Source organism: Arthrobacter psychrolactophilus (assembly GCF_003219795.1).
GTDB lineage: Bacteria > Actinomycetota > Actinomycetes > Actinomycetales > Micrococcaceae > Specibacter > Specibacter psychrolactophilus.
Map to the genome: position 1 here is coordinate 1 of NZ_QJVC01000017.1, position 22,805 is coordinate 22,805.

Genomic DNA, 22,805 nt, shown 5'->3' on the forward strand with positions numbered 1-22,805 from the left:
AACAGCAGCATTACGCTGCTCAATACGCAACAACTTACGACCCTCAGGCGCCAACGTCATGAAAGAACTCCTTCTGCTCGCAGATTAACTGCCCAGCAAGCTGATTGGTCTAGCATTCCACCACGTTGACGGCCAGTCCGCCCATGGCTGTTTCCTTGTACTTCGAGGACATATCTCGTCCGGTTTCACGCATCGTGATGATTACTTCGTCCAGTGAGACGCGGTGCTGACCGTCGCCCCACAGCGCCATCTTCGCCGCGTTGATAGCCTTCGCTGCGGCAATGGCATTGCGCTCAATGCACGGAACCTGCACCAGGCCACCGATGGGATCGCAGGTCAGGCCCAGGTTGTGTTCCATGGCGATCTCGGCCGCGTTCTCCACCTGTTCCGGCGTGCCACCCATAATCTCGGCAAGTCCGGCGGCCGCCATCGACGACGCCGATCCCACTTCACCCTGGCAGCCAACCTCGGCGCCGGAGATGGAGGCTTGCTCCTTGTACAGGACACCAACAGCTCCCGCAGCCAGCAGGAATTTAACCACGACGGCGTCAATCGCCTCTTTCGAAGCGTTCTGCATGCCGTCGGTGTAGTGAGTCGCGTAAAACATGACAGCCGGGATGATGCCCGCCGCACCATTGGTGGGGGCTGTGACGACACGTCCGCCCGAGGCGTTCTCCTCGTTGACGGCCAAGGCCACGAGGTTGACCCACTCCTGCCAAAACTTCGGATCCCGATCAGGGTCCTCACGGCGGAGACGTTCATGCCAACCCGGGGCACGCCGTCGAACTCCCAAACCACCCGGCAACAAGCCTTCGCGCGTCAAGGAGGCATCTTTGCACTCTTCCATGACGTCGCGAATGTGCAGCAAGCCGCTGCGCACCTCGTCTTCGCTGCGCTCAACAAGTTCGTTGGCGAGCATGACGTCGCTAAAGTTGCCGCCGCTGCTTTCGCAATGGGCCAGCAATTCTGCGGCGGTGCGGAACGGGTACGGCAGGAGCGCCTTGGAGTGCTCGAGCTCGGCAACGGCTTCATCCACCGCATCTTCGCGAATGATGAATCCACCGCCCACCGAGAAGTACGTGGCCTCATGCACAACGGTCTGAGCCTCATCGCTCACACTGAATTTCACACCATTGGTATGGCGCGGCAGGATCGTTAGGGGGTGCAAGATGATGTCATCTGCGCCATAAGGGAGGGCAATTTTGCCACCCAAAAGCAAAGGCTCTCCGGTGGCAAAGGCTGCCAGCCGGGATTCCACCTCGGCGGGGAGGATCAGTTCGGGTTCGCGACCTTCCAAACCCAGGAGCACGGCGGTCATGGTGCCATGTCCACGACCGGTTGCAGCCAGCGAACCATAAAGGTCTACGCGGACGGTGGCAACCTGATCGAGCAACTCTTTGGCAGCCAGTTCGCGGACGAACGCTGCGGCAGCCCGCATGGGCCCCACGGTGTGTGAACTGGACGGGCCAATTCCCACAGAAAACAAGTCAAAAACGCCAACAGACATGTGAGTACCTCATTCAAGTGCAAATACTACTCCGTCAAAAATCCTGACGGAGGGCCGGGCACACCACGTCGGTGCAAGCAAGGCCGGTCACTGCGGCGGACGCCCTCCAAGGCATCCACCGCAGTGAGCAACTGTATCGCTAGGAGAGATTCCCTACCGACGGGTACAGCGGATGAGCATCAGCCAAATGCTGCACGCGGGCGCGCAACTCCGACAGATCTGCCCCAGCGTCCGTGATGAGCGCCTCGGCAATGATGTCTGCCACTTCCGCGAAGGCAGCCTCGCCGAAGCCGCGGGTCGCCAGAGCCGGCGTACCAATACGCAGACCCGAGGTCACCATGGGCGGACGGGGGTCGAACGGCACAGCGTTGCGGTTGACGGTGATGTCAATCGCTGCCAAACGGTCTTCGGCTTCCTGACCGTTGAGCTCGCAATTGCGCAGGTCAACCAGCACCAGGTGCACATCGGTGCCACCGGAAATGACGGAGATTCCCTTGGCAGCTACGTCGGGCTGGTTCAAGCGTTCGGCCAGAATGTGGGCACCAGCGAGTACTCGCTCCTGGCGTTCCTTGAATTCCGGAGACCCAGCGATCTTGAAGGCCACAGCCTTGCCAGCGATCACGTGTTCCAAGGGGCCACCCTGCTGTCCGGGGAAGACAGCCGAGTTGATCTTCTTGGCGATGTCGGCGTCGTTGCTCAAGATGATGCCGCCGCGAGGGCCTGCCAGGGTCTTGTGCGTCGTGGACGTGGTGACATGGGCGTGCTGCACGGGTGAGGGGTGCAAACCGGCAGCGACGAGCCCAGCAAAGTGAGCCATGTCCACCATGAGGTAGGCACCGACCAGATCAGCAATGCGGCGGAATTCTGCGAAGTCCAACTGACGGGCATACGCCGACCAGCCAGCAACGATCAGGGCCGGCTTGTGCTCGAGCGCCAGACGCTCAACCTCGGCCATATCCACCTGGTGGGTGTCTTCACGTACCTGGTACGGGACCACGTTGTACAGACGACCGGAGAAGTTGATCTTCATGCCGTGTGTCAGGTGTCCGCCGTGAGCCAGGTTCAGACCCATGATGGTGTCGCCCGGCTTGATGAGGGCGTGCATGACAGACGCGTTAGCCTGAGCACCGGAGTGCGGCTGAACGTTGGCGTATTCGGCGCCGAACAAGGCCTTGACTCGGTCAATGGCCAGCTGCTCGACGACATCAACATGCTCGCAACCACCGTAGTAGCGGCGGCCTGGGTAACCCTCGGCGTACTTGTTGGTCAGCACCGAACCCTGGGCGGCCATGACGGCTGCCGCGGTGTGGTTCTCGGAGGCGATCATTTCCAGGCCGCTGCGCTGGCGACCCAGCTCAGCATCGATGGATGCGGCAACTTCCGGGTCGAGCTCAGAAAGCTTGGCGTCAAGACTCGGTGAGGTTACCTGGACAAAGGTCGCGGTTGCGGCGCTCACAGCTCGCCACCGTTTGCTGCTGCGTACTCTTCTGCGCTGAGCAGCGGGCCAAAGGACTCAACCTCAACCTTGAAGAGCCAGCCGGCTCCGTACGGGTCTGAGTTGACTACTGCGGGGTCATCGATGGCCGCGGTGTTGACCTCGGTGACGGTGCCGGTGACCGGGGAGAACAGGTCAGAGACGGACTTGGTGGATTCGATCTCGCCGCAGGTCTCGCCTGCTGTGACGGTGGAACCAACCTCGGGCAGGTCTACATAGACGATGTCGCCGAGTGCGTCGGCGGCCACGGCGGAGACGCCGATGGTGGTGGGGCCTGAGCCGTCTTGAGCAATCCACTCGTGTTCGACGGAGTACTTCAGTTCTGCTGCTACCTTGCTCATGATGATCCTTGTCTTAAAAGTGTGGGTAAACGATGAGTGTGGCCTCTGCTCCCGCCGCTTTCGTGCGGGAGCAGAGACTAAGAACTACTTTTGGCGCTTGTAGAACGGCAGTGCAACAACTTCGAACGGCTCAGCCTTGCCGCGAAGATCCACATCAAGGGCGGTGCCAACCTCGGAGAAGGCCACGTCAACGTAGGCCATCGCCACGGGATAACCCAGCGTGGGGCTGGGCTGGCCCGAGGTGACTTCACCAATCGTGGCACCATCCTTGAGGACCGGGTAGTGTCCGCGAGCCGCACGGCGTCCCAGACCCTTAAGGCCCACCAGACGGCGGCCGGAGGTGACGCCGTCGCCCGTTTCCTTGATGGCAGCCAAGGCGGCCTTACCAACAAAGTCGCTTTCCTTGGCGAGCGAGACCACAGGGCCGAGCCCGGCGGAGTACGCGTGGCCGGTCACGGCGAGCTCGTTGCCGTAGAGGGGCATGCCAGCCTCGAGGCGGAGGGAGTCGCGGCAGGCCAGGCCTGCCGGGATGAGCCCCTGATCCGCACCATTTTCCAACAGCACCTGCCAGAGACCGGCTGCGTCGGCGTTGGGAACGTAGATCTCGAATCCGTCTTCGCCGGTGTAACCCGTGCGAGCCAGCAGCAAATCCTGGCCGTTGATGGTGACTTCCGAGGCTGCGTAGTACTTCATCTCGGTCACGAGAGCGTGCTGCTCGGCAGGTACCAAGGTCAACAAGATGGCCACGGCGTTAGGGCCCTGAACGGCAATCAGCGAAGTTGCCGCGGAAGCATCCTCGACGACAACGTCGAAGCCTGCGGCGCGCTCTGCCAAGAGTCCGGCCACGGTCACGGCGTTGCCCGCGTTCGGGACAACGAGGAACTTCTCGTCGGCCAGGCGGTAGGAGATGAGGTCATCGATGATGCCGCCGTCAACGTTGCAGATCAGCGAGTACTTGGCCTTGCCGACGGCAACAGCCGAGAGTTTGCCAGCCAAGGCGTAGTCCAGGAACGCTGCGGCATCCGGGCCGGTGACCCAAACTTCACCCATGTGGGAGAGGTCGAAGAGGCCGGCAGCGTTGCGTACTGCGTGGTGCTCCGCCAATTCGGAGGAGTACTTCAAAGGCATCTGCCAGCCACCGAAGTCGGTGAATGAAGCTCCGGCCTTCTGGTGCTCGCCGTAAAGGGCTGTGTGGTTCTCAGTCATGGGAATTCCTTTGCGGTGGGGAGAGTAAACGCTTTAGTTTTCTTCGAAGTCTTCGATGGGCGGGCAGGAGCAGACCAGGTTACGGTCGCCTGCTGCGCCATCGATACGACCGACCGGCGGGAAGTACTTATCCTGACGCAGGCTGGCCACGGGGAAGACGGCCTGTTCGCGTGAGTAGCCACGGTCCCAGTTGGAATCCACGACGGCGGCAGCCGTGTGAGGGGCGTTGCGCAGCGGGCTGTCCAGCAAGGTGAAAGCACCGTCGGCAACCTGATCGATTTCCGCACGGATGCTGATCATGGCGTCGATGAAGCGGTCGATCTCGCCCAGGTCTTCAGACTCGGTCGGCTCCACCATCAAGGTTCCCGAGACGGGGAACGACAGGGTGGGTGCGTGGAAACCATAGTCGATGAGGCGCTTGGCGACATCTTCTGCCGTGACGCCGGTCTTGGCCGTCAGGTCGCGCAGATCCAAGATGCACTCGTGAGCAACGAGGTCGCCCTCGCCCGTGTAGAGAACCGGGAAGTGCTCGTTGAGCTGTGAGGCGATGTAGTTCGCAGCCAACAGCGCTGACTTCGTAGCCTCGGTCAGGCCCTTGCCACCCATGAGCTTGACGTAAGCGTAGGAGATCGGCAGAACGCCAGCCGAGCCGAAGCGGGTAGCCGAGATCGGGATACCGGCACCCGTCTGGGCCGAGTTAGCATCGCCGGGCATGAACGGTGCCAGGTGAGCCTTGGCAGCAACGGGGCCAACACCGGGGCCGCCACCACCGTGCGGGATGCAGAAGGTCTTGTGCAGGTTCAGGTGGCTGACGTCGCCGCCGAACTTGCCGGGCTGAGCGAGTCCAACGAGAGCGTTCAGGTTGGCACCGTCAACATACACCTGGCCACCGGCTGCGTGGATGGCATCGCACACCTCGCGCACATCGGCGTCGTACACGCCGTGCGTGGACGGGTAGGTGATCATGATGGCCGAGAGCTGATCCTTGTGGGTCTCGATCTTGGCGTTCAGGTCAGCGTGGTCGATGGTGCCGTCGGGGGCCGTGGCCACAACAACAACCTTCATGCCGGCCAGAACTGCCGAGGCAGCGTTCGTGCCGTGAGCCGACTGCGGGATGAGGCAGATGGTGCGCTGCACATCGCCGCGGGAGAGGTGGTAGCCGCGGATGGCCAGCAGGCCGGCGAGCTCGCCCTGAGAACCAGCGTTGGGCTGGATGGAGACCTGGTCGTAACCGGTGATCTCAGCCAAATCGGCTTCCAAACCACCGATGAGTTCGCGCCAGCCTTCCGTCTGAGAATCCGGAGCGAAGGGGTGAATGGAGGCGAATCCGGGCCAGGACATGGCTTCCATCTCGGCCGTTGCGTTGAGCTTCATGGTGCACGAGCCCAAGGGGATCATGGTGCGGTCCAGTGCCAGGTCGCGGTCGCTGAGGCGGCGGATGTAACGCAGCATCTGAGTTTCTGAGCGGTGCGTGTTAAAGATGGGGTGAGTCAGGAAGTCCGAGCTGCGCACGGTCTCGGCCGGAAGCGCGAAGTCAGAGACAGCGCCCTGGTCCGTTCCGTCTCCTGCTGCCGCGGCACCAAACACGACGGCTACGCGAGCGACGATGTCCGCCGTCGTGGTTTCATCGACGGAGATACCGACGTGGTCAGCATCGATGGGACGCAGGTTGATGCCGTCCTTTTCGGCCAGCGCAATCAACGTGCTGGCACGGCCGGGAACGCGGACCGTGAGGGTGTCGAAGAAGGAGGTGTGAACCAGTTCGACGCCGGACGCCTGCAGTGCCGATGCCAAGGTGCGGGCGTGGCCGTTGACCGTCTCGGCGATAGCCTTCAGGCCGGCCGGGCCGTGGTAGACGGCGTACATCGAGGCGACAATCGCCAGCAAGGCCTGAGCCGTACAGATGTTGGACGTAGCCTTTTCGCGGCGGATGTGCTGCTCGCGGGTCTGCAGCGCCAAACGGTAAGCCGGCAGGCCGGTGTTGTCCGCGGAAACACCAACAATACGGCCGGGCAGTGAACGCTCCATGCCGTTGCGGACGGCCATGTAAGCGGCGTGCGGGCCACCGAAGAACAGCGGCACGCCGAAGCGCTGGGCAGTTCCAACAGCAATGTCGGCGCCCTGTTCACCAGGAGGGCTGATCAAGGTCAGCGCCAGTAGGTCTGCGGCAACCGTGACAAGCGCGCCGCGCTCCTTGGCTGCAGCGATGACGGGTGCGTGGTTGAAGACGCGGCCGGAAACACCAGGCTGCTGGAGCACGACACCGTTGATCTCACCGTCGGGCAGGCCCTGCGCGAGATCGGCGACCTCAACTTCGAAGCCGAGAGCTTCGGCGCGGCCCTTGACGATGGCGATGGTCTGCGGGAGCAGATCCGCGTCCAGCACGGTCTTGCCGTTAGCGGCCGTCTTGGACTTGTTGGCGCGACGCATGAGCAGCACGGCCTCGGCGACGGCGGTTGCTTCGTCGAGCAGGGAGGCGTTAGCGACGGGCAGAGCCGTCAGGTCGCTGACCATGGTCTGGAAGTTCAGGAGTGCCTCAAGGCGGCCCTGAGAAATTTCAGGCTGGTACGGGGTGTAAGCCGTGTACCAGGCCGGGGCTTCAAGGATGTTGCGCATGATCACCGGAGGGGTCACGGTGTCGTAGTAGCCCTGACCGATCATCTGAACGGCCGTCTTGTTCTTGCCTGCAATGGTTCGCAGCTCCGCGAGAACTTCAACTTCGCTCAGGGCCGAGCGGAGTGCCAAGGGCTGTGATTGACGAATGGAATCGGGAACAGCCGTGTCAACGAGGGAGTCAACGCTGTCGTAGCCGATGGCCTTGAGCATGGTCTCGATGTGGGACGGCTGGCGGGCACCGATGTGTCGGTCGGCAAAAATCGCTGGACTGGACTGAATCGTCATGAGGAACTCCAAGATACGGCCGCACCATAGGGGATGCGGCATGGGCTGGGTCCCTCCCCGCTCTGTCTTGGACCTGAGAGATTCCGTGAATGATTCATTCACTTTGCACCGTCGGTGAGCCACGAAACACCCGTGGCTGCTTTCCAGAGTTGCCTCACCATGACGGTACGGGGGCCTGAGAGATTCCTGGGGAGGATTTGCTCCTACGGCGCCACCAAAATAGCTGGAGGACTCTCCCGCCACGGTTCAAAAGGCATATTAAATTGGGGGTGATTCGAAGCACAGACTACACGATAAAACCCTCGACTGCCAAGCATTGTCCAGCGCATGGCTTCAAATTCTCGCGACAAATTCCTCCCGCCATGTGTTCGCGACAATTTCCTTCTGTCATATTGTGGACAGACATTGCGCCCGGTAGACACTTTAGATATTCTGTGATTCGCGTCACCAAACTTAGTAATTGAAGTGCCTATGATCCGCGGCGGGAGAGTTCCGCCGGTACAGCTACGCTCAGCGCAGCCAGTCAGTGGGCGCCGAAGGAGCAAACCCTCCCCGGGAATCTCTCAGGCCCATGTACCGCCGCGGCGAGGCAACTCTGGAAAGCAGCATGGCCTTTGCGCTCCGCGCACCGATCCGTGCTCACCGAAGGTGCAAGCGGTGCCTTAAAGTATGTCAAGGCATCGCGGAAACTCTCAGGTCCCAGACAGAGTGGGGAGGAAGCAAATCTTCGTGGTGCACCCTGCCACCTAAAACGAAGGGTCTTCCTTTGACGAGTATCCAATCCAGCACGCAAGCCCAGTCGGAGCCGCATCTAGAGCGGCAGCTGAGCAACCGGCATATCCAGCTCATTGCCATTGGCGGGGCCATCGGCACCGGTTTGTTCATGGGCTCAGGCAAGACCATCTCGGCCGCCGGGCCCTCCGTAATTTTCGTGTACATGATCATCGGCTTCATGCTGTTCTTCGTCATGCGCGCCATGGGCGAACTCCTGCTGAGCAACCTCAAGTACAAATCATTTAGCGACTTCGCTGCTGACTTGCTCGGCCCCTGGGCTGGCTTCTTCACCGGCTGGACGTATTGGTTCTGCTGGGTCATCACCGGCATTGCCGATGTCATCGCCATCGCCGCCTACTCCGAGGTACTCTGGCCGGGAATCCCCCTCTGGGTCCCAGGCCTGGTCACGATCGGCATCTTGCTGGTACTGAACCTGACGACCGTGAAGGCTTTCGGCGAGACGGAATTCTGGTTCGCCTTGATCAAGATCATCGCGATTGCGGCGCTCATCTTTGTGGGCTTGTTCATGATTTTGAGCCGTTTCCAGTCGGATTCCGGCACCGCCAGCTTCACCAATCTCTGGAGCCATGGCGGATTCTTCCCCAACGAATTCATGGGCTTCGTTGCTGGTTTCCAGATTGCCGTCTTTGCCTTCGTGGGCATTGAACTGGTTGGAACGACTGCCGCCGAGGCCAAGGACCCGGAGAAGAACCTTCCCAAGGCCATCAACTCCATCCCGGTCCGCATCCTGCTCTTCTACGTAGGTGCCTTGATCATCTTGATGTCGGTCATTCCCTGGACCCAGTTCGAGGCAGGCAAGAGCCCCTTCATCGCGATGTTCTCCCTGGCCGGCCTCGGTGCCGCCGCCACGATCATCAACCTGGTTGTCCTTTCTTCGGCCATGTCGTCGGCCAACTCGGGCATCTACTCCACCTCGCGCATGGTCTACGGCTTGGCACAGGAAGGCGATGCGCCGTCGCGCTTTGCGAAGTTGTCCAAGCGCAAGGTCCCCAACAATGCCCTGTTCCTCTCTTGCATCCTGCTCCTCTCGAGCCTGGTGCTGCTGTACGTCGGGGAGGATGTCAGCAAGGCCTTTGAAATGGTCACCACCGTTTCCGCTGTCTGCTTCGTCTTTGTCTGGTCCATTATTCTGGCCAGCTACTTGGCCTTCCGTCGGCGCCGTCCGGAATTGCATCAGAGCTCCAAGTTCAAGATGCCTGGTGGCAAACCCATGGTCTACACGGTTTTTGTCTTCTTTGCCTTTGTTCTCTGGGCATTGACCACGCAGCGTGACACCTTGATCGCCCTGCTGGTGACGCCGATCTGGTTCATTGCTCTAGCCATAGTTTGGTACCTCGTGGGCAAGACCCCCAGCCACCGCGCCCGCTACGCAAAGTTCAAGGAGGAATTGCGCACCGACAAGGACGAAAGCGATGCCTACTTGGACGCGGACAAGAGCTCCTAAGAAAAATAACAGCCGTGAGGTTTGCCCGTACCTTCGTGGGCAAACCTCACTGCAGCATGGTCCCCAGGAGTTGCTTGCCTGAGGAGAGCACCATATCGCGAAAGCGAGTGGCCTGAGCGGATCCATCAGAGCGGTTCCGCCAGACCAAGCCCACCTCTCGATGAGCACTCGGCCAGAGAATATCCACCTCGCAACGACCCAAGCCGCCACTGCGCAGCGCTTGGGTCGTTTCTCGTTCCGGAGGGGCCACGGCAAGTCCCAGACCTGCCGAGACGAGGCCTCGAATCGTGTGTAGGTCCTGGCCTTGAAATGCCATCCGCGGACGAAACCCTGCGCTTTGGCACAGCGACTGCACGATCGAATGCATGCCAAAGCCAGGTTCCAGCATGACAAAAGGTTCGTCCCGAACAGCATCGAGTCTGATGCCGGGCGATCCCGCGAGCGGATGGCTCGCCGGTACCACGAGCTTCAATGGTTCCGAATACAGCACCTCAGACCCCATGGTTCTGCTGGGCGCCGGCGGCGGCGCGACCAGGGCAAGATCCGCAGATCCGGTCGTCAGCAGATCCAAGCAGAAGGCCCTGCTCCCCTGCTGTAAATCAAAGGTGACGCCGGGATGCTCGTGCGCGAAGGCCCTGATGAGGATCGGCAGCGCCACCTCACCAAAAGTATGTTGGAAAGCCACTTGGATGCGACCAAATTGTTGCCCCGACTCTTGCCGCGCCAAGGCTAGACCCTCACGGATCTGGTCCAAGGCCTCCGCCGCTCGCGGGATGAGAGCCAGCGCTGCCGGTGTCAGCTCCACGCCTCTCCCTTTACGCAAGAGCAGCGGTGTCCCCACAACCTCTGCCGCCCTGGCCAAGGTGCGACTCACCGTGGACTGCGGAATCCCCAACGCTTCGGCGGTGGCCGTGATATGCCGGCTGATTCCCAATTCCACGAGGATGGGCAGGGCCGGTAAGAGCTTCGCCAGATCCTTCTCGTCAGTGTCCATAACCTCATGGAACCACGCAGCCACGCCCCAAGTCATCCAAATATGGATTATTTATGCATTTCTAATGCATTAGACGCATTAATTACTGCGTTCTACGGTGGAATATGTGAATAGGGCCGATAACTTCTCAAATAACCACGGGATCGACGTGGATCGTGTTTAAGACCGACACCCCGTGGGCGGGTCACCTCCAAGGCAGCACCGGCTACCGTAGGATCCTCGCGGCACTGGCCTGTGCCGGTGTCGCCACCTTTGCCCAGCTGTACTCTTTGCAGGGCATCTTGCCCTTCATCTCCCGCGATCTCAATGTCTCCGCCGCACAAGCTGCGCTCAGCATCTCGGCGGCCACCGTCGGTCTAGCCGTGGCTGTCCTGCCGTGGTCGTTTGCCGCTGACCGGTGGGGCCGCGTCCGCACCATGGGATTGGCCGTCATCCTGGCCACTATCCTGGGGCTACTGGTTCCTTTGTCTCCCACCTTTGAGGCCCTGCTAGTTCTGCGTTTCTTAGAAGGTGCCGCGCTGGGTGGCATTCCGGCTCTGGCCATTGCATATCTCACGGAGGAAGTCAGCCCACGCAATGCAACGGCCGCCGCGGGGGCGTACGTTGCCGGAACCTCGCTAGGTGGCCTCTTTGGCCGGCTCTTAGCTGGCCCCGTGGCCGACGTTGCCGGTTGGCGGATGGGCACCTTGGCCGTCTCGCTCTGTGCCGCCGCCGCAGCTGTGGCCTTCCTCGTGTTGGCACCGAAACCACGCGGCTTTGTGCCCGCGCGCTCCGAGGGTTTTGGCTCGGTCCTTGGCAAGCTGCTCCCCCAGCTGCGCAATGGCAAGCTCCTAGCTCTCTACGCTCAGGCTTTCCTCTTGATGGGGTCCTTCGTGAGTGTTTACAACTATCTCGGTTTCCGGCTCGAAGCCCCGCCGTATCTATTTCCGGCATCAGCCGTGGCGTTGTTGTTCCTGGCCTATCTCGCCGGTACGGTGTCCTCAAAAATGGTGGCCACTCTTGCCAGCCGTTGGGGGCGACGTACGGTCTTGCTGGGCTGCACGGGAGCCATGGTGGCCGGGCTTGCCCTGACCTTGGCGGCCCCCGTGGCCGTGATTCTCATGGGTTTGGTGCTATTCACGGCGGGCTTCTTTGGCGCTCACAGCATCGCCTCGGGTTGGACCGGCGCCCTGGCCACGACGGGACGCGCTCAGGCCTCCTCGCTGTACAACCTCAGTTACTACGCCGGATCAAGCGTGGTGGGCTGGAGCTCGGGACTTGTCTTCCAGCAGCTCGGGTGGAGTGCGATGGCTGGCGTCTTGGCCGTTCTGGCCCTTGTCGCTGCGGTGGCGGCCGTGACACTTCTTCCGGGACGACCGGTGACAAGCAGCCGAAATCAAAGCACTTCTCAAATCGATTAAGCAGCTCCTGCGGGTAGCGGCAGTGTGGAGAAATCCTTTAAGCAGCTCATGCGGGTCAGGCGGCCAAACACCCACCGAAGCTGCTTAAGAGAATTCCGGGGCCACGCAACACCCGCAGGTACTGCTTAAAAGAGTGCGGCGAAGTACGGAATGGGTACAAAATTACCTGGTGCGGACCTGATCGCCGCCGCTGCGGTGCATCGCCGCGGCTTCGATGACCGGATACAGCATGATCAGACCCAGTACGGCAAAGGTCCATTGATAACTCACCACGGCCTCCGATCCATTCAAGAGGCTTTGGGTGGCGCGCAAGATCAGCGCGCCCACGGCCACCCCAAGTCCGGTCGCGATCTGAGCGATCGTGGACGAGAGCGTATTCGCCCCCGCCATCCGAGCCTTGGGCACATCGGCAAATTGCAGCGTGTTGTAGGCGCTGAAACCGATGGATCGCAGCACACCACTGAGGAAGAGCACCGCGGCGGTCACGACCAGCGGTGTCTGTGGCCCGAGGAAGGCGCAGGCGAATAGCACCACGGCGCCGCCAATATTGCTCAGCAGCAGCACATTGCGGAATCCGAGGCTGCGAATCAGCGGCGAGGTGGCCGGCTTGATGAGGACATTGCCGGCAAACACAGCCATGGTCATAAGCCCTGCCTCGAAGGCGCTCCAGCCAAATCCCAGCATGAACATCAGCGGCAGCAAGAATGGCACGGCATTGATGATGAGTCGGTACATGCCGCCTCCGGCATTGCCCACCCGGAAGGTTTGAATCCGCAGGGCGCGTAGATCCAGCAAGGGGTGTCGGGAGCGTTTGAACCAGCCCAGCGCCGCCACCGTGCTGACCACGGATACCACAAGCCACAGCACGACGGCGGTCCACGGCGTGGGATCCGAACCCACCAGTTCCATGCCAATCACCAAGGCTGCCAAGGCCAACCCGCATAGGATGAAGCCCACCCAGTCCGGCGGCGGCACCCTGCGAGCGCGGATATCCGGCACCACGCGCAGGGCCACGATGAAGGCGATGACGCCCAGCGGGACGTTGATCAGGAAGATCCAGTGCCAGCTGGCGTACGTGACAAATAAACCACCAAGGACCGGGGCCAGTACCGGAGCAATGAGCGCCGGCCAAGTCAGATAAGCAATGGCTTCGAGGAATTCTTTGCGGTCGGCGTCGCGGAGCACCACGAGCCTGCCCACGGGAACCATCATGGCGCCACCGAGCCCCTGCAGCATGCGGGCACCACAGAGCACGGCGAGGTTGGGGCTGAAGGCACACAGGAGTGAGGCGATCGTGAAGACCGCAATGGCTGCCGTGAACACCTTGCGGGCGCCAAAGCGTTCGGCGAGCCAGCCACTGATGGGGATACCCACGGCCAGCGTGATCAGGTACGCCGTCATGGCCAGATTGATGTCCACCGCCCGGACCCCTAGATCGGCAGCGATCCCCGGGGCCGCCGTGGCGATGATGGTCCCATCCAGGATCTCCATGAAGTAGGTCCCGGCGACCAAAAGCGCCAAGGCGCGGCTAAAGGAGCTGCTGCCGTTCGTCGTCGTGCTTTTGATTCTCACCGCACAAGCCTAGCCACATGCCCACGATGTGACACAGTACGTCCACTCACTGAACCGAGCGATCTACGCAGAACAACCCGCAGCGTGGGGCGTAGGGACTTAGGCGGTCAGTCCCAGCTGGCTCATGCGCCGGGAATGGTTGCGGGTCAGTGCGCTCACAATGACGGCAACCTCGGCGGCGGCTTGCTCCTGCGTGCCATCCGGGCGCAGCCCCACGAGGAAGCTGTGCTTGGCGCCAATGCGTTGGACCTGTGTGAGTGCCTCGCCCACCATGCGCCGACCCCACAGGGCCAGGCGCGAGGAGAGCCGCGGGTCCTCGGCCAGCATCTTCTTCAGCAATGCTGTCAAGGCGGCTAGCTGCTCGTCGCTCGTGCGTACCGCGGCGATGGCTAGCTGCGTGGGCTCATCGAGGTTCTTGGCGATGGCGGCGTAGAACTCCTCCGTGATGGCCTCTACGACATACGCCTTCATAAGCGATTCGTGCCAATCGGCCGGACGCGTGCGTTCGTGGAAGGCGTCAACCATGCGCTGATACGGCGCCATGGCCAGCTCAGGATCCATGCCTATGGCGTTGAGCCGGGCACACATGGATTCGTAGTGGCCGTATTCGGCAACGGCCATCTTCCCCAGGACGGCCCGGTCGGCGAGCGATGGCGAGTGCCGCGCGTCGGTCGCTAAACGTTCAAAAGCCGAGAGTTCCCCGTACGCGATGCTGCCCAGCAAATCCACCACGAAATTGTCATAGCGGGCGCTCAGTTCGCCTGCGGAAACGGAATCATCGGCGGCGGAAGCTGAAATACTCATAACTACCAGCGTAGTCCGTGCCGCGCCGCCCTTGTTCCTCCGCGGCAATCGTTTACGCTGAAACCGTGCCGTACTCTCACATTGGCGTCAGAAGTAGCGCCGCAGAACAGTCCCTTGCCCAAGCTCTTGCCGCGCTCAGCGAGGAGTTCAAGCTCCCCCGCGACTTCGCCCCTGAGGTCCTGACCGAGGTGGAGCAGGTGATTGCCGCCCATGAGCTCCCCGCGCCGGATCTAAGCGCCCTGCCGTTCATCACGATCGATCCGCCCACCTCGCAGGATCTGGACCAAGCCATGTATCTGGAGCGCAGCGATGACGGCTATGTGGTGCACTACGCCATCGCCGATGTCCCTTCCTTTGTGCCCGCCGGAGGTCCGCTCGATGCCGAGACGCGCCGCCGCGGCCAGACCATTTACACCCCCGGCCAGCGCATTCCCCTGCACCCCGCGCCCTTGAGCGAGGGTGCCGCGAGCCTCTTCGCCCAGCAGCCTCGCTCCGCCTATGTCTGGGAGATCCATCTGGCCGCCGACGGTTCCCAGAGCTCCGCGACGGTGCGCCGGGCCACGGTCCAAAGCGTCGCCAAACTCGGTTACGAGGAGGCGCAAAAGATGTACGACGCCGGGACCGCGCCTGCCGCCTTCGCCAGCACCTTAGCGCTGTTGGCCGAGATTGGGACGAAGCGGATCGCCCTCGAGCGGGCCCGCGGCGGAGCCAGCCTGAACGTGCCGGCTCAGGAGGTCGAGTTCGTGGATGGGCGGTATGTCTTGGAGTTCCGCCCGAATCTGCCCATCGAGGATTGGAATGCGCAAATTTCCTTGCTGACCGGCATGGCCGCAGCCTCCATCATGATCGAGGGCAAGGTGGGGATTCTTCGCACCATGCCCACCCCGGATGAAGAGGCCGTCGCCACCTTCCGGCTGCAAACCGTGGCCCTGGGAACACCGTGGACCAAGGACATCGCCTATGGCGAGTACCTGCGCCGGCTCAACACCGAGGACCCGAAACAGCTCGCCATCATGCACGCGGCCACCTCCCTCTTCCGAGGCGCCACGTACACGCCGTTCAACGGCACGGTGCCGGATGACATCATGCAGGCGGCAGTCGCGGCTCCTTACGCCCACACCACGGCGCCGCTGCGCCGGCTCGTTGACCGTTTTGTCCTGGCGATCTGTGCCGCGCTGTGCGCCAATGACGACGTCCCGGCCTGGGCGATCGAGGCTTTAATGGAACTTCCCGAGATCATGTCGGTCTCGAATCAGCTCGCCGGCAAGGTGGACCGCGCCGCCGTCGACACGGTCGAGGCCGCCCTCCTGAGCCATCTGTTGGGAGAGGAGTTTGACGCCGTCGTGGTGGCCGGGCCGCGCTCTAATGGATCCAAGTCCACACCACGCAGCTCGATCCAGATCCGTGTCCCCGCCGTGAGTGCTTATTGCGAAGGGGATCTGACGCCCGGAACCGTGGTGCGGGTCAAGCTGGCCGCCGTCGATATTGCCAAGCGCAGCGTAACGTTCGTTCCGGCAGCGTAAAGCTAAGGTGTGCGGCTAGACTGATTCTTGTAGACATGGATGCCCGGTCGTTGATTAAAGAGTATTGATTCAACAAACCCGCCCCAACGCGCGTCTTTTCAGCTCCTCCCGCACCGTTTATGAAACGAAGGGAGGGCAAGTTTTTGTTAGCCCGCGATCGGCTTCCCTAGATTGTGCCACTGTCCTGCGTTCCGTGAGGCCTCCCGCGCCCGCGTTGAGCCCGGCCACTGGCACCTTGTATAGACGAATTGAATGGTAAGCATTTGAGCATTGAAGCAGATTCACTCCTGCAGGCAGACAGCAGCAACGAGATCGTTGAAATTGACGGAACCTTGAGCAGCGACGAGCCAGCCCGCCACGAAGAAAAAGAAACGTTCGCCAGCTTTGGCGTGCACCACGAGATTGTCTCCTCCTTGACCGAGGCCGGCATTCTCCACCCCTTCCCCATCCAGGCCATGACGCTGCCGATCGCCCTGACGGGGCACGACATCATCGGCCAGGCCAAGACCGGAACGGGTAAGACCCTTGGCTTCGGTATCCCGGCGCTGAACCGCATCGTGGCTCCCAAGGACAAGGGCTTTGAGAAGCTTGCCGCACCGGGCGCCCCTCAGGCCATGGTCATCGTGCCGACTCGCGAGCTCGCGGTTCAGGTCGCTGGAGACCTCACCACCGCCTCTAAGCACCGCGGCATCCGCATCGCCACGATTTACGGTGGGCGCGCCTACGAGCCTCAGGTCGAGGCCCTGCAAAAGGGTGTCGAGCTCATTGTTGGTACGCCGGGCCGTTTGATTGACCTGCTCAAGCAGCGTCACCTGAACATCAAGCACGTGCGCATCGTGATTCTCGATGAGGCCGACGAAATGCTGGATCTGGGCTTCCTGCCCGACGTTGAAACCCTCATTGCCGGAACTCCCCCCGTGCGCCAGACCCTGTTGTTCTCGGCCACCATGCCCGGCCCGGTCATTGCCATGGCCCGCCGTTACATGTCACAGCCCACGCACATTCGCGCCGCGGATCCCGAGGACGAGGGCATGACCAAGCGCGATATTCGCCAGCTGATCTACCGCGCCCACAACTTGGACAAGATCGAGGTCTTGGCCCGCATCCTGCAGGCCAATGGCCGCGGCCGTTCCATCATCTTCACCAAGACCAAGCGCACGGCTGCCAAGGTCTCCGAGGAATTGGTGGACCGCGGATTTGCCGCAGCCGCCATCCACGGTGACCTCGGCCAGGGCGCCCGCGAACAGGCACTACGTGCCTTCCGCAACAACAAGGTAGATGTGCTCGTCGCTACCGACGTTGCCGCCCGCGGTATCGACGTCGACGATGTCACGCACGTGGTCAACTACCAATGTGTTGAAGACGAGAAGATTTACCTGCACCGCGTAGGCCGTACGGGTCGCGCCGGCAACAAGGGTACGGCCGTGACCTTTGTCGACTGGGATGACATGCCCCGCTGGGCTCTCGTGAACAAGGCGTTGGGCCTGAACGTGCCCGAGCCGATCGAGACGTACTCCTCCTCGCCGCACCTGTACACGGATCTGGATATCCCGGCCGGCACCAAGGGTCGTCTGCCGCGCGACAAGCGCACGCACGCCGGTATTGGCGCCGAGGTGCTCGAGGATCTGGGCGGACCGAGCAAGGGCAAGTCCCCCAGGCAGGATGCACCTCGTGGCGGCGGTCGCGGTGGAAACCGTGGCACCAGCCAGAACCAGGGCCAAAGCCGGAACACCTCCGACTCGGCCGAGAAGCGCGAGGGTGGCCGGAGCCGCCGTCGTCCGTCTTCTGAAAGCGCCGCTCCCACCGAGACCACCAGCGCCAGCACCGAAACAGCTGCTCCGCGCGCCCGTCGCACGCGTACCCGTCGTCGTAACGGCGAAACGGTTGCGCAGCCGCAAAACGGCGAGTAATCCGCTTTTACAAAGTAACCCGCAGCCGCTGGCTCACGATGCTCCCTTGAGGGGCACCGTGAGTAGCAGTTGCGGGTTTTTTATTGGCTGACTAAATCAGCGAGCGGCCTTCTCGCTTAGCCTCGCGAATCTCATGCCACAGGCCCCGGCCCAGGACAAACAGCACACCGGCAACAATGACCGGCCAAATCAAGACATACAGGGAGAGTAAAAATACGCTCATGGATTGCGCCTACGCTTTCTTCTCGAGCAATGCTTCTGCGGATTCGTGGTTGGTTTCCTGGCGGTTATCAAAGTCGCCGATCCGCTCCTTGATGGTGTCAAAATCAAAGTTGGCCTGGTTGCGGAAGCACATGAAATAACAGACCAAGGTACTGACGGAGTACGCCACGAGTGATCCGGAGAGGATCGCGTAATCGTGCAAGAATCCGATGGCGAAGGGTGCCGTCGCCAGGATGGCCACGGCTGCCACAATCTTGGCGACCTTGAGCCCGAAGAAGCCAAATGCCATCAGGCCAAGAACCACGCCAATGCCGACCGTGGCGAGAATGTCGACGATGATTCCGGTGGCGCCCGACATGGGAATCCACGCAAAACGCACCGGGATAAAGCACGCAAGTGCCACCAAAACCGAGACGGTGAAGGCCTTGTTGGTGACCTTTTCCCAGTAGAAGCTCGCAATCACAGGGAAGACCAGGGCACCCCAGAGGGCACCGACAAAGACCAACAGGTCAAGGATGTTCAATTGCCCACTTGCGAAGTACAGCCCAGCCCCTGTGGCGACCACCATCGTGATCCGGCCAATGAACAACATCGTCTTGGGGTTGGCTTGGCCTTCCTTGGCGATGTTCTGCCCATACACGTCGGCCATCATGATGGAGGACATGGCGGAGAGATCCGAGTCTGCCGTGGATGAAAGCGCGGCAACAATCATGACAAGGAAGAGGCCTAGCAAGACGGGGCTCAGATACGTCGCGGCCATCTGCGGGATCAGGTTGTTGGTGTCCCCATCCAACGGGACGACGCCGGCGTAGAGGGCAATAACGCCCAGCATGCCGATACCAATGATCGTGGCACCATAGCCCACGGTGGCCGTGATGAAGGTCTTCTTTATAAGATCCTCACGCACGGCAAAGAGGCGCTGCGCAATGGTCTGGTTACCAATGGCGTAGGCCAGAACGGCTGCAATATAGGGCGCGCCTTGATTCAGGAATGCATCCGAGGAGAAGAAACTCGATTGCTGCGGAGTGAGATTCGCAGCCCCCGTGACAAACATATCCGTACCACCGGTGGCAAAGAACACCACCGGAATAATGATGATGACGGCGCCCAGCATGGCAAAGATCTGCGCCGCATCTGTCAGGACAGATGCCCGGAAACCTGACCAGAGCGAGTACAACAAGATGCCCGTGCCGATGAACACGATGCCTTGCGTGAAGTTAAACGGGGACAGCAGCGCAATCAAGGCGCCGCCGGCGATGAAGTTGGAGGTGATGCTGATCAGGGAGCCCACAATATTGGACCCTGCCAGCATCAGCTGGCTCGACTTCCCATGCCGCACATACAGAATCTCGGCCAGGGTATGAGCCTTGGGTGCCACGGCTCGGATGCGCTTGCCAAAGGGGTAGATGAACAAGATCATCAACGCTCCCCACAAGCCATAGTGAATCGGCCCGGAAATCCCGTAGGTGTAGCCCGATGTTGCGGAGGCGTACATTGACGACGCCCAAATCCATGTCGCTGTCATGCTGGCCGCGGAAATTCCAAAGCCCACCTTGTTACCGGCGGTCATATATCCGTCGGCATTTTCATTCTTTCGACCAATAAAGAAGGTCATGAGTAACGTGCCACCAAAAAAGAGCACTAATAAGCTGATGACTGTCCAACCTCCCAGTTGGTTCAGTCCTGCGCCATCCGGCACCATACTTGTCCTCTCGCTAGGACGGAATCCAACGGCATTCCGCCAACAACAGCGCGCGCCGCCGCAAAAGGGTGCAGAAAATCATCCGGTGAGGGACCTAGCTGGCGCGCTTTCCCGCCCGGGATCAGCCGCCAAGGCAAGCAGATTTCTCTGCGCAGGCGGCCCAAAGTGAATCGCGATTCACGCGAGGTTTCACTACCGGAAATTCAACGGCTGACGTTCAGCCGGCAACGGGAATACGACGATTCACGGGCAGCGTGTAGCCACCCTCTGTAAAGCAATCGTCAACTCTTACTGTAACAGCGCATTCATGATTCAAGATGATTGCTGCTTCTAAGAGAGAATAGCGAAGATGCAAACCAGTGCGGTTAGGGCAGGTAGGGTGCCGTGCCGGTTCCCTGTGCCACGATGCGTTCCAACGCCTCGGGGCTCGTCAGATTTTCGCCGAACTGATTGGGCTTGCCGGCTCCGTGATAGTCCGAGGAACCGGTCACGATGAGACCCTTTTCCAGGGCTAGGCTGCGCAACCAGATGCGGGCCTCGGGAGGATTGTCCCGGTGCTCGACCTCCAAACCGAGGAGTCCGGCGTCGATCATGTCATGGAAGATCTCCGGGGCCACCACCCGACCCCGGGCCGACGCCAGCGGGTGCGCGAACACGGGGACACCACCGGCCGCGCGAACCAACTCCACGGCTAGGACGGGATCCGGGGCGTAGTGGCTGACAAAGTAGCGCGAGTGCGAGGTGAGGATGGTGGCGAAGGCCTCGTTGCGGTCGGCAGCAATCCCGGCGGCAACCAGCGCGTCGGCGATATGCGGACGGCCGATCGTGGCGCCGGGGGCAACATGGGCGCTGACGTCGTCCCAGTTCAGCGGGTAGTCCTCGGCCAGCCGTGCCACCATGCTCTCGGCCCGGGTCAGGCGAGCCACCTTCGCCTTCGTGATTTCCTCCACCAGGCCGGCATCGAGTGGGTCGTGCAGATAACACAGCAGGTGAACGCTGATGCCTTGGGAGGTTTTACACGAGATCTCCATGCCCGGGATCAGGCCGACGCCATGGTGCCGCGCCGCCGTGAGCGCCTCGGCCCAGCCGTCTGTGGTGTCATGATCGGTCAACGCCATCACGTCTAACCGCGCGGCTGCAGCGGCCGCGACGAGCTCGGCAGGGCGCTGGGTGCCGTCGGAAATATTTGAGTGCGCATGCAAATCGATCCTCACCTTCATAGAGTACGTGGCTTCCGGGCCAGAGCGCAGCGCCGCACTCAAACGGCCGCCCTGGGCGGTTCTTTGTCCCACGGCGGATGCGGTGGGAGACTTAAGGGGTGAACCAGACAGAGCAATCCTCCGCGCACCCCGACCACTCAAGCGATCAGCCTCTCGAGGAGCGCGTGAACAACCGTTCGCAGCGCCCCGACTCTGACGCTTTCCGTTCCTTCATGGCCGCCAACTGGGCGCCGTCGACTGCCGAACTCCCCGCCCGAGCCGAGGTGGCAGACCATGCCGCCCGCCGCCGTCGTGCGATTTCCGAGCAGTTCAAGTCCGAGCGCCTCGTCATCCCGGCAGGGCCCTTGAAGGTTCGCTCCAACGACTGCGATTACCGCTTCCGCCCGCATTCCGGTTTTGCCCACCTGACCGGCCTCGGCGTGGACCACGAGCCCGACGCCGTGCTCGTCATGGACCCGGTTGCCGAGGGTACCGGGGACGACAGCGGCCACCACCGCGCCACCTTGTACTTCCGCCCCATGGCTGGCCGGGACACGAAGGCGTTCTACGCGGATTCTCGCAGCGGCGAGTTCTGGATTGGCACACGCCCCACCCTGCCCGAGTTCCAGGCGCTGTTGGGCATGCCCACGGCCGATGTCACCGAACTGGAGGTGGCCATCACCAAGAATGTTGGCGAGTCTTCCGTGGGTGGCACCTCCATCCGTTTGGTCCGCAAGGTTGACGAGAACATCGACGCTCTCGTGGACACGGCCCGTTACAACACGGCCCAGAACCCGGACGCCCTGGACTTTGGCGCCCTAGACGATCTGGACGGCAAGTTGGCCGAGGCACTTTCCGAGCTTCGCCTGATCAAGGATGCCTGGGAAATCGAGCAGATGAAGATTGCGGTTGCCGCAACCATCAACGGCTTCGAGGACATCGTCAAGGCCCTGCCCCGGGCAGTGGCTCACGAGCGCGGCGAGCGCGTCGTTGAAGGCGCCTTCTTTGCCCGTGCCCGCGAAGAAGGCAACGAGCTTGGCTATGACACCATTGCTGCTGGCGGCAACAACGCCACCGTGCTGCACTGGAACCGCAACACGGGAACCGTGAACGAGGGCCAGATGTTGCTCGTTGACGCCGGTGTCGAGGCCGATTCGCTCTACACGGCGGACATCACGCGCACCATCCCGGTCAACGGTAAGTACACCGAGGTGCAGCGCAAGATCTACCAGGCTGTCTTGGATGCCGCCGACGCCGGATTCGCCGTCGCCGTTCCGGGACGCAAGTTCCGTGAAGTCCATACGGCAGCCATGGAGGTGCTGGTCGACCGGCTCGCCGCGTGGGGCTTGCTGCCCGTCACGGCAGAGGTCGCCCTCTCCCCCGAAGGTCAGCAGCACCGCCGCTGGATGCCGCATGGCACCAGCCACCACCTCGGTCTGGACGTGCACGACTGCGCCCAGGCACGTGCCGAGCTTTACCTTGACGGCGTCATCACCGAGGGTATGGTCTTCACGATCGAACCCGGCCTGTACTTCAAGGATGAGGACCTGGCCATCCCGGCCGAGTTCCGTGGCAACGGCGTGCGCATCGAGGACGATATCCTCATCACCGCCAACGGCCCCGTCAACCTGAGCGCCGCGCTTCCCCGCACGCCGGATGACGTCGAGGCTTGGATGGCCAAGCTCTCCTAGCCTTTTGGTAGCTGTGCCGCACTTATTGCAAGGATTCATCCTAAAAGGGTGTTTTTCGTGCACTAAGTGCGGCAGAGTTCTTTAAGGACGACGGCGGCA

General features: G+C 61.6%; 16 protein-coding genes and 2 riboswitches. Of the genes, 5 read left to right on the plus strand and 11 right to left on the minus strand.

The genetic code is table 11. From position 1 onward, the window contains the following. Positions 1-109: 109 nt before the first annotated feature. The 5 genes from CVS30_RS13685 to gcvP all read right to left on the minus strand — a co-directional run bounded on the left by CVS30_RS13685 (position 110) and on the right by gcvP (position 7,450). Positions 110-1,507, minus strand: coding sequence for an L-serine ammonia-lyase (locus CVS30_RS13685; protein WP_110485894.1), 1,398 nt, complete (start codon positions 1,505-1,507; stop codon positions 110-112). Between the two features lie 139 nt (positions 1,508-1,646). After that, positions 1,647-2,963 (minus strand): serine hydroxymethyltransferase, encoded by a 1,317-nt coding sequence (gene glyA, locus CVS30_RS13690; protein ID WP_110485895.1) that lies wholly within the window; start codon positions 2,961-2,963, stop codon positions 1,647-1,649. Then, on the minus strand, positions 2,960-3,343 hold the full coding sequence (gene gcvH, locus CVS30_RS13695; RefSeq protein ID WP_110485896.1) for a glycine cleavage system protein GcvH: 384 nt from the start codon (positions 3,341-3,343) through the stop codon (positions 2,960-2,962). The genes glyA and gcvH overlap by 4 nt, the downstream gene beginning before the upstream one ends. 84 nt (positions 3,344-3,427) lie before the next feature. Then, entirely contained in the window at positions 3,428-4,549 is a 1,122-nt protein-coding gene (gcvT, locus tag CVS30_RS13700; RefSeq protein WP_110485897.1) for a glycine cleavage system aminomethyltransferase GcvT, read from the minus strand. Between the two features lie 33 nt (positions 4,550-4,582). Next, on the minus strand, positions 4,583-7,450 hold the full coding sequence (gene gcvP, locus CVS30_RS13705; protein ID WP_110485898.1) for an aminomethyl-transferring glycine dehydrogenase: 2,868 nt from the start codon (positions 7,448-7,450) through the stop codon (positions 4,583-4,585). Positions 7,451-7,603: 153 nt separating this feature from the next. Beyond that, positions 7,604-7,699, minus strand: a riboswitch (glycine riboswitch). 223 nt (positions 7,700-7,922) lie between these two features. Further along, positions 7,923-8,039, plus strand: a riboswitch (glycine riboswitch). Positions 8,040-8,216: 177 nt separating this feature from the next. Between gcvP and cycA the strand changes: the two genes are divergently transcribed. Then, on the plus strand, positions 8,217-9,689 hold the full coding sequence (gene cycA / locus CVS30_RS13710; protein WP_110485899.1) for a D-serine/D-alanine/glycine transporter: 1,473 nt from the start codon (positions 8,217-8,219) through the stop codon (positions 9,687-9,689). Positions 9,690-9,735: 46 nt separating this feature from the next. Here cycA and CVS30_RS13715 read toward each other — a convergent pair whose 3' ends face one another. After that, positions 9,736-10,719 carry a LysR family transcriptional regulator gene (locus CVS30_RS13715; protein ID WP_245934605.1) on the minus strand — a complete coding sequence of 328 codons (984 nt, stop codon included), beginning with the start codon at positions 10,717-10,719 and terminating at the stop codon, positions 9,736-9,738. 119 nt (positions 10,720-10,838) lie between these two features. Here CVS30_RS13715 and CVS30_RS13720 point away from each other — a divergent pair, with 119 nt between their 5' ends. Continuing rightward, a complete protein-coding gene (locus CVS30_RS13720) occupies positions 10,839-12,083 on the plus strand; it encodes an MFS transporter (protein WP_245934606.1) in 1,245 nt (414 codons plus the stop codon). Positions 12,084-12,245: 162 nt separating this feature from the next. Here the strand turns inward: CVS30_RS13720 and CVS30_RS13725 are convergent, their stop codons facing one another. Then, positions 12,246-13,655: an MFS transporter gene (locus tag CVS30_RS13725; protein ID WP_245934607.1), complete on the minus strand. Its 1,410-nt coding sequence runs from the start codon at positions 13,653-13,655 to the stop codon at positions 12,246-12,248. A gap of 99 nt (positions 13,656-13,754) precedes the next feature. Continuing rightward, positions 13,755-14,459, minus strand: a complete 705-nt coding sequence (locus tag CVS30_RS13730; RefSeq protein WP_110485902.1) for a ferritin-like fold-containing protein — start codon at positions 14,457-14,459, stop codon at positions 13,755-13,757. A 65-nt stretch (positions 14,460-14,524) separates the two neighbouring features. On the opposite strand from CVS30_RS13730, the gene CVS30_RS13735 reads away from it, so the two are divergent. After that, entirely contained in the window at positions 14,525-15,982 is a 1,458-nt protein-coding gene (locus CVS30_RS13735) for an RNB domain-containing ribonuclease (protein WP_110485965.1), read from the plus strand. 263 nt (positions 15,983-16,245) lie between these two features. Beyond that, positions 16,246-17,892 carry a DEAD/DEAH box helicase gene (locus CVS30_RS13740; RefSeq protein WP_110485903.1) on the plus strand — a complete coding sequence of 549 codons (1,647 nt, stop codon included), beginning with the start codon at positions 16,246-16,248 and terminating at the stop codon, positions 17,890-17,892. A gap of 91 nt (positions 17,893-17,983) precedes the next feature. Here CVS30_RS13740 and CVS30_RS18160 read toward each other — a convergent pair whose 3' ends face one another. The 3 genes from CVS30_RS18160 to CVS30_RS13750 all read right to left on the minus strand — a co-directional run bounded on the left by CVS30_RS18160 (position 17,984) and on the right by CVS30_RS13750 (position 21,030). Further along, the gene (locus tag CVS30_RS18160; protein WP_220033925.1) at positions 17,984-18,115 is read right to left on the minus strand and encodes a putative transporter small subunit; all 132 of its coding nucleotides are present in this window, start codon (positions 18,113-18,115) and stop codon (positions 17,984-17,986) included. 9 nt (positions 18,116-18,124) lie between these two features. Then, a complete protein-coding gene (locus tag CVS30_RS13745; RefSeq protein ID WP_110485904.1) occupies positions 18,125-19,816 on the minus strand; it encodes a sodium:solute symporter family protein in 1,692 nt (563 codons plus the stop codon). A gap of 365 nt (positions 19,817-20,181) precedes the next feature. Then, complete coding sequence (locus CVS30_RS13750) at positions 20,182-21,030, minus strand: PHP domain-containing protein (protein ID WP_110485967.1); 849 nt, start codon at positions 21,028-21,030, stop codon at positions 20,182-20,184. Positions 21,031-21,134: 104 nt separating this feature from the next. Between CVS30_RS13750 and CVS30_RS13755 the strand changes: the two genes are divergently transcribed. Further along, a complete protein-coding gene (locus tag CVS30_RS13755; RefSeq protein WP_245934608.1) occupies positions 21,135-22,706 on the plus strand; it encodes an aminopeptidase P family protein in 1,572 nt (523 codons plus the stop codon). The last annotated feature ends 99 nt before the right edge of the window (positions 22,707-22,805 follow it).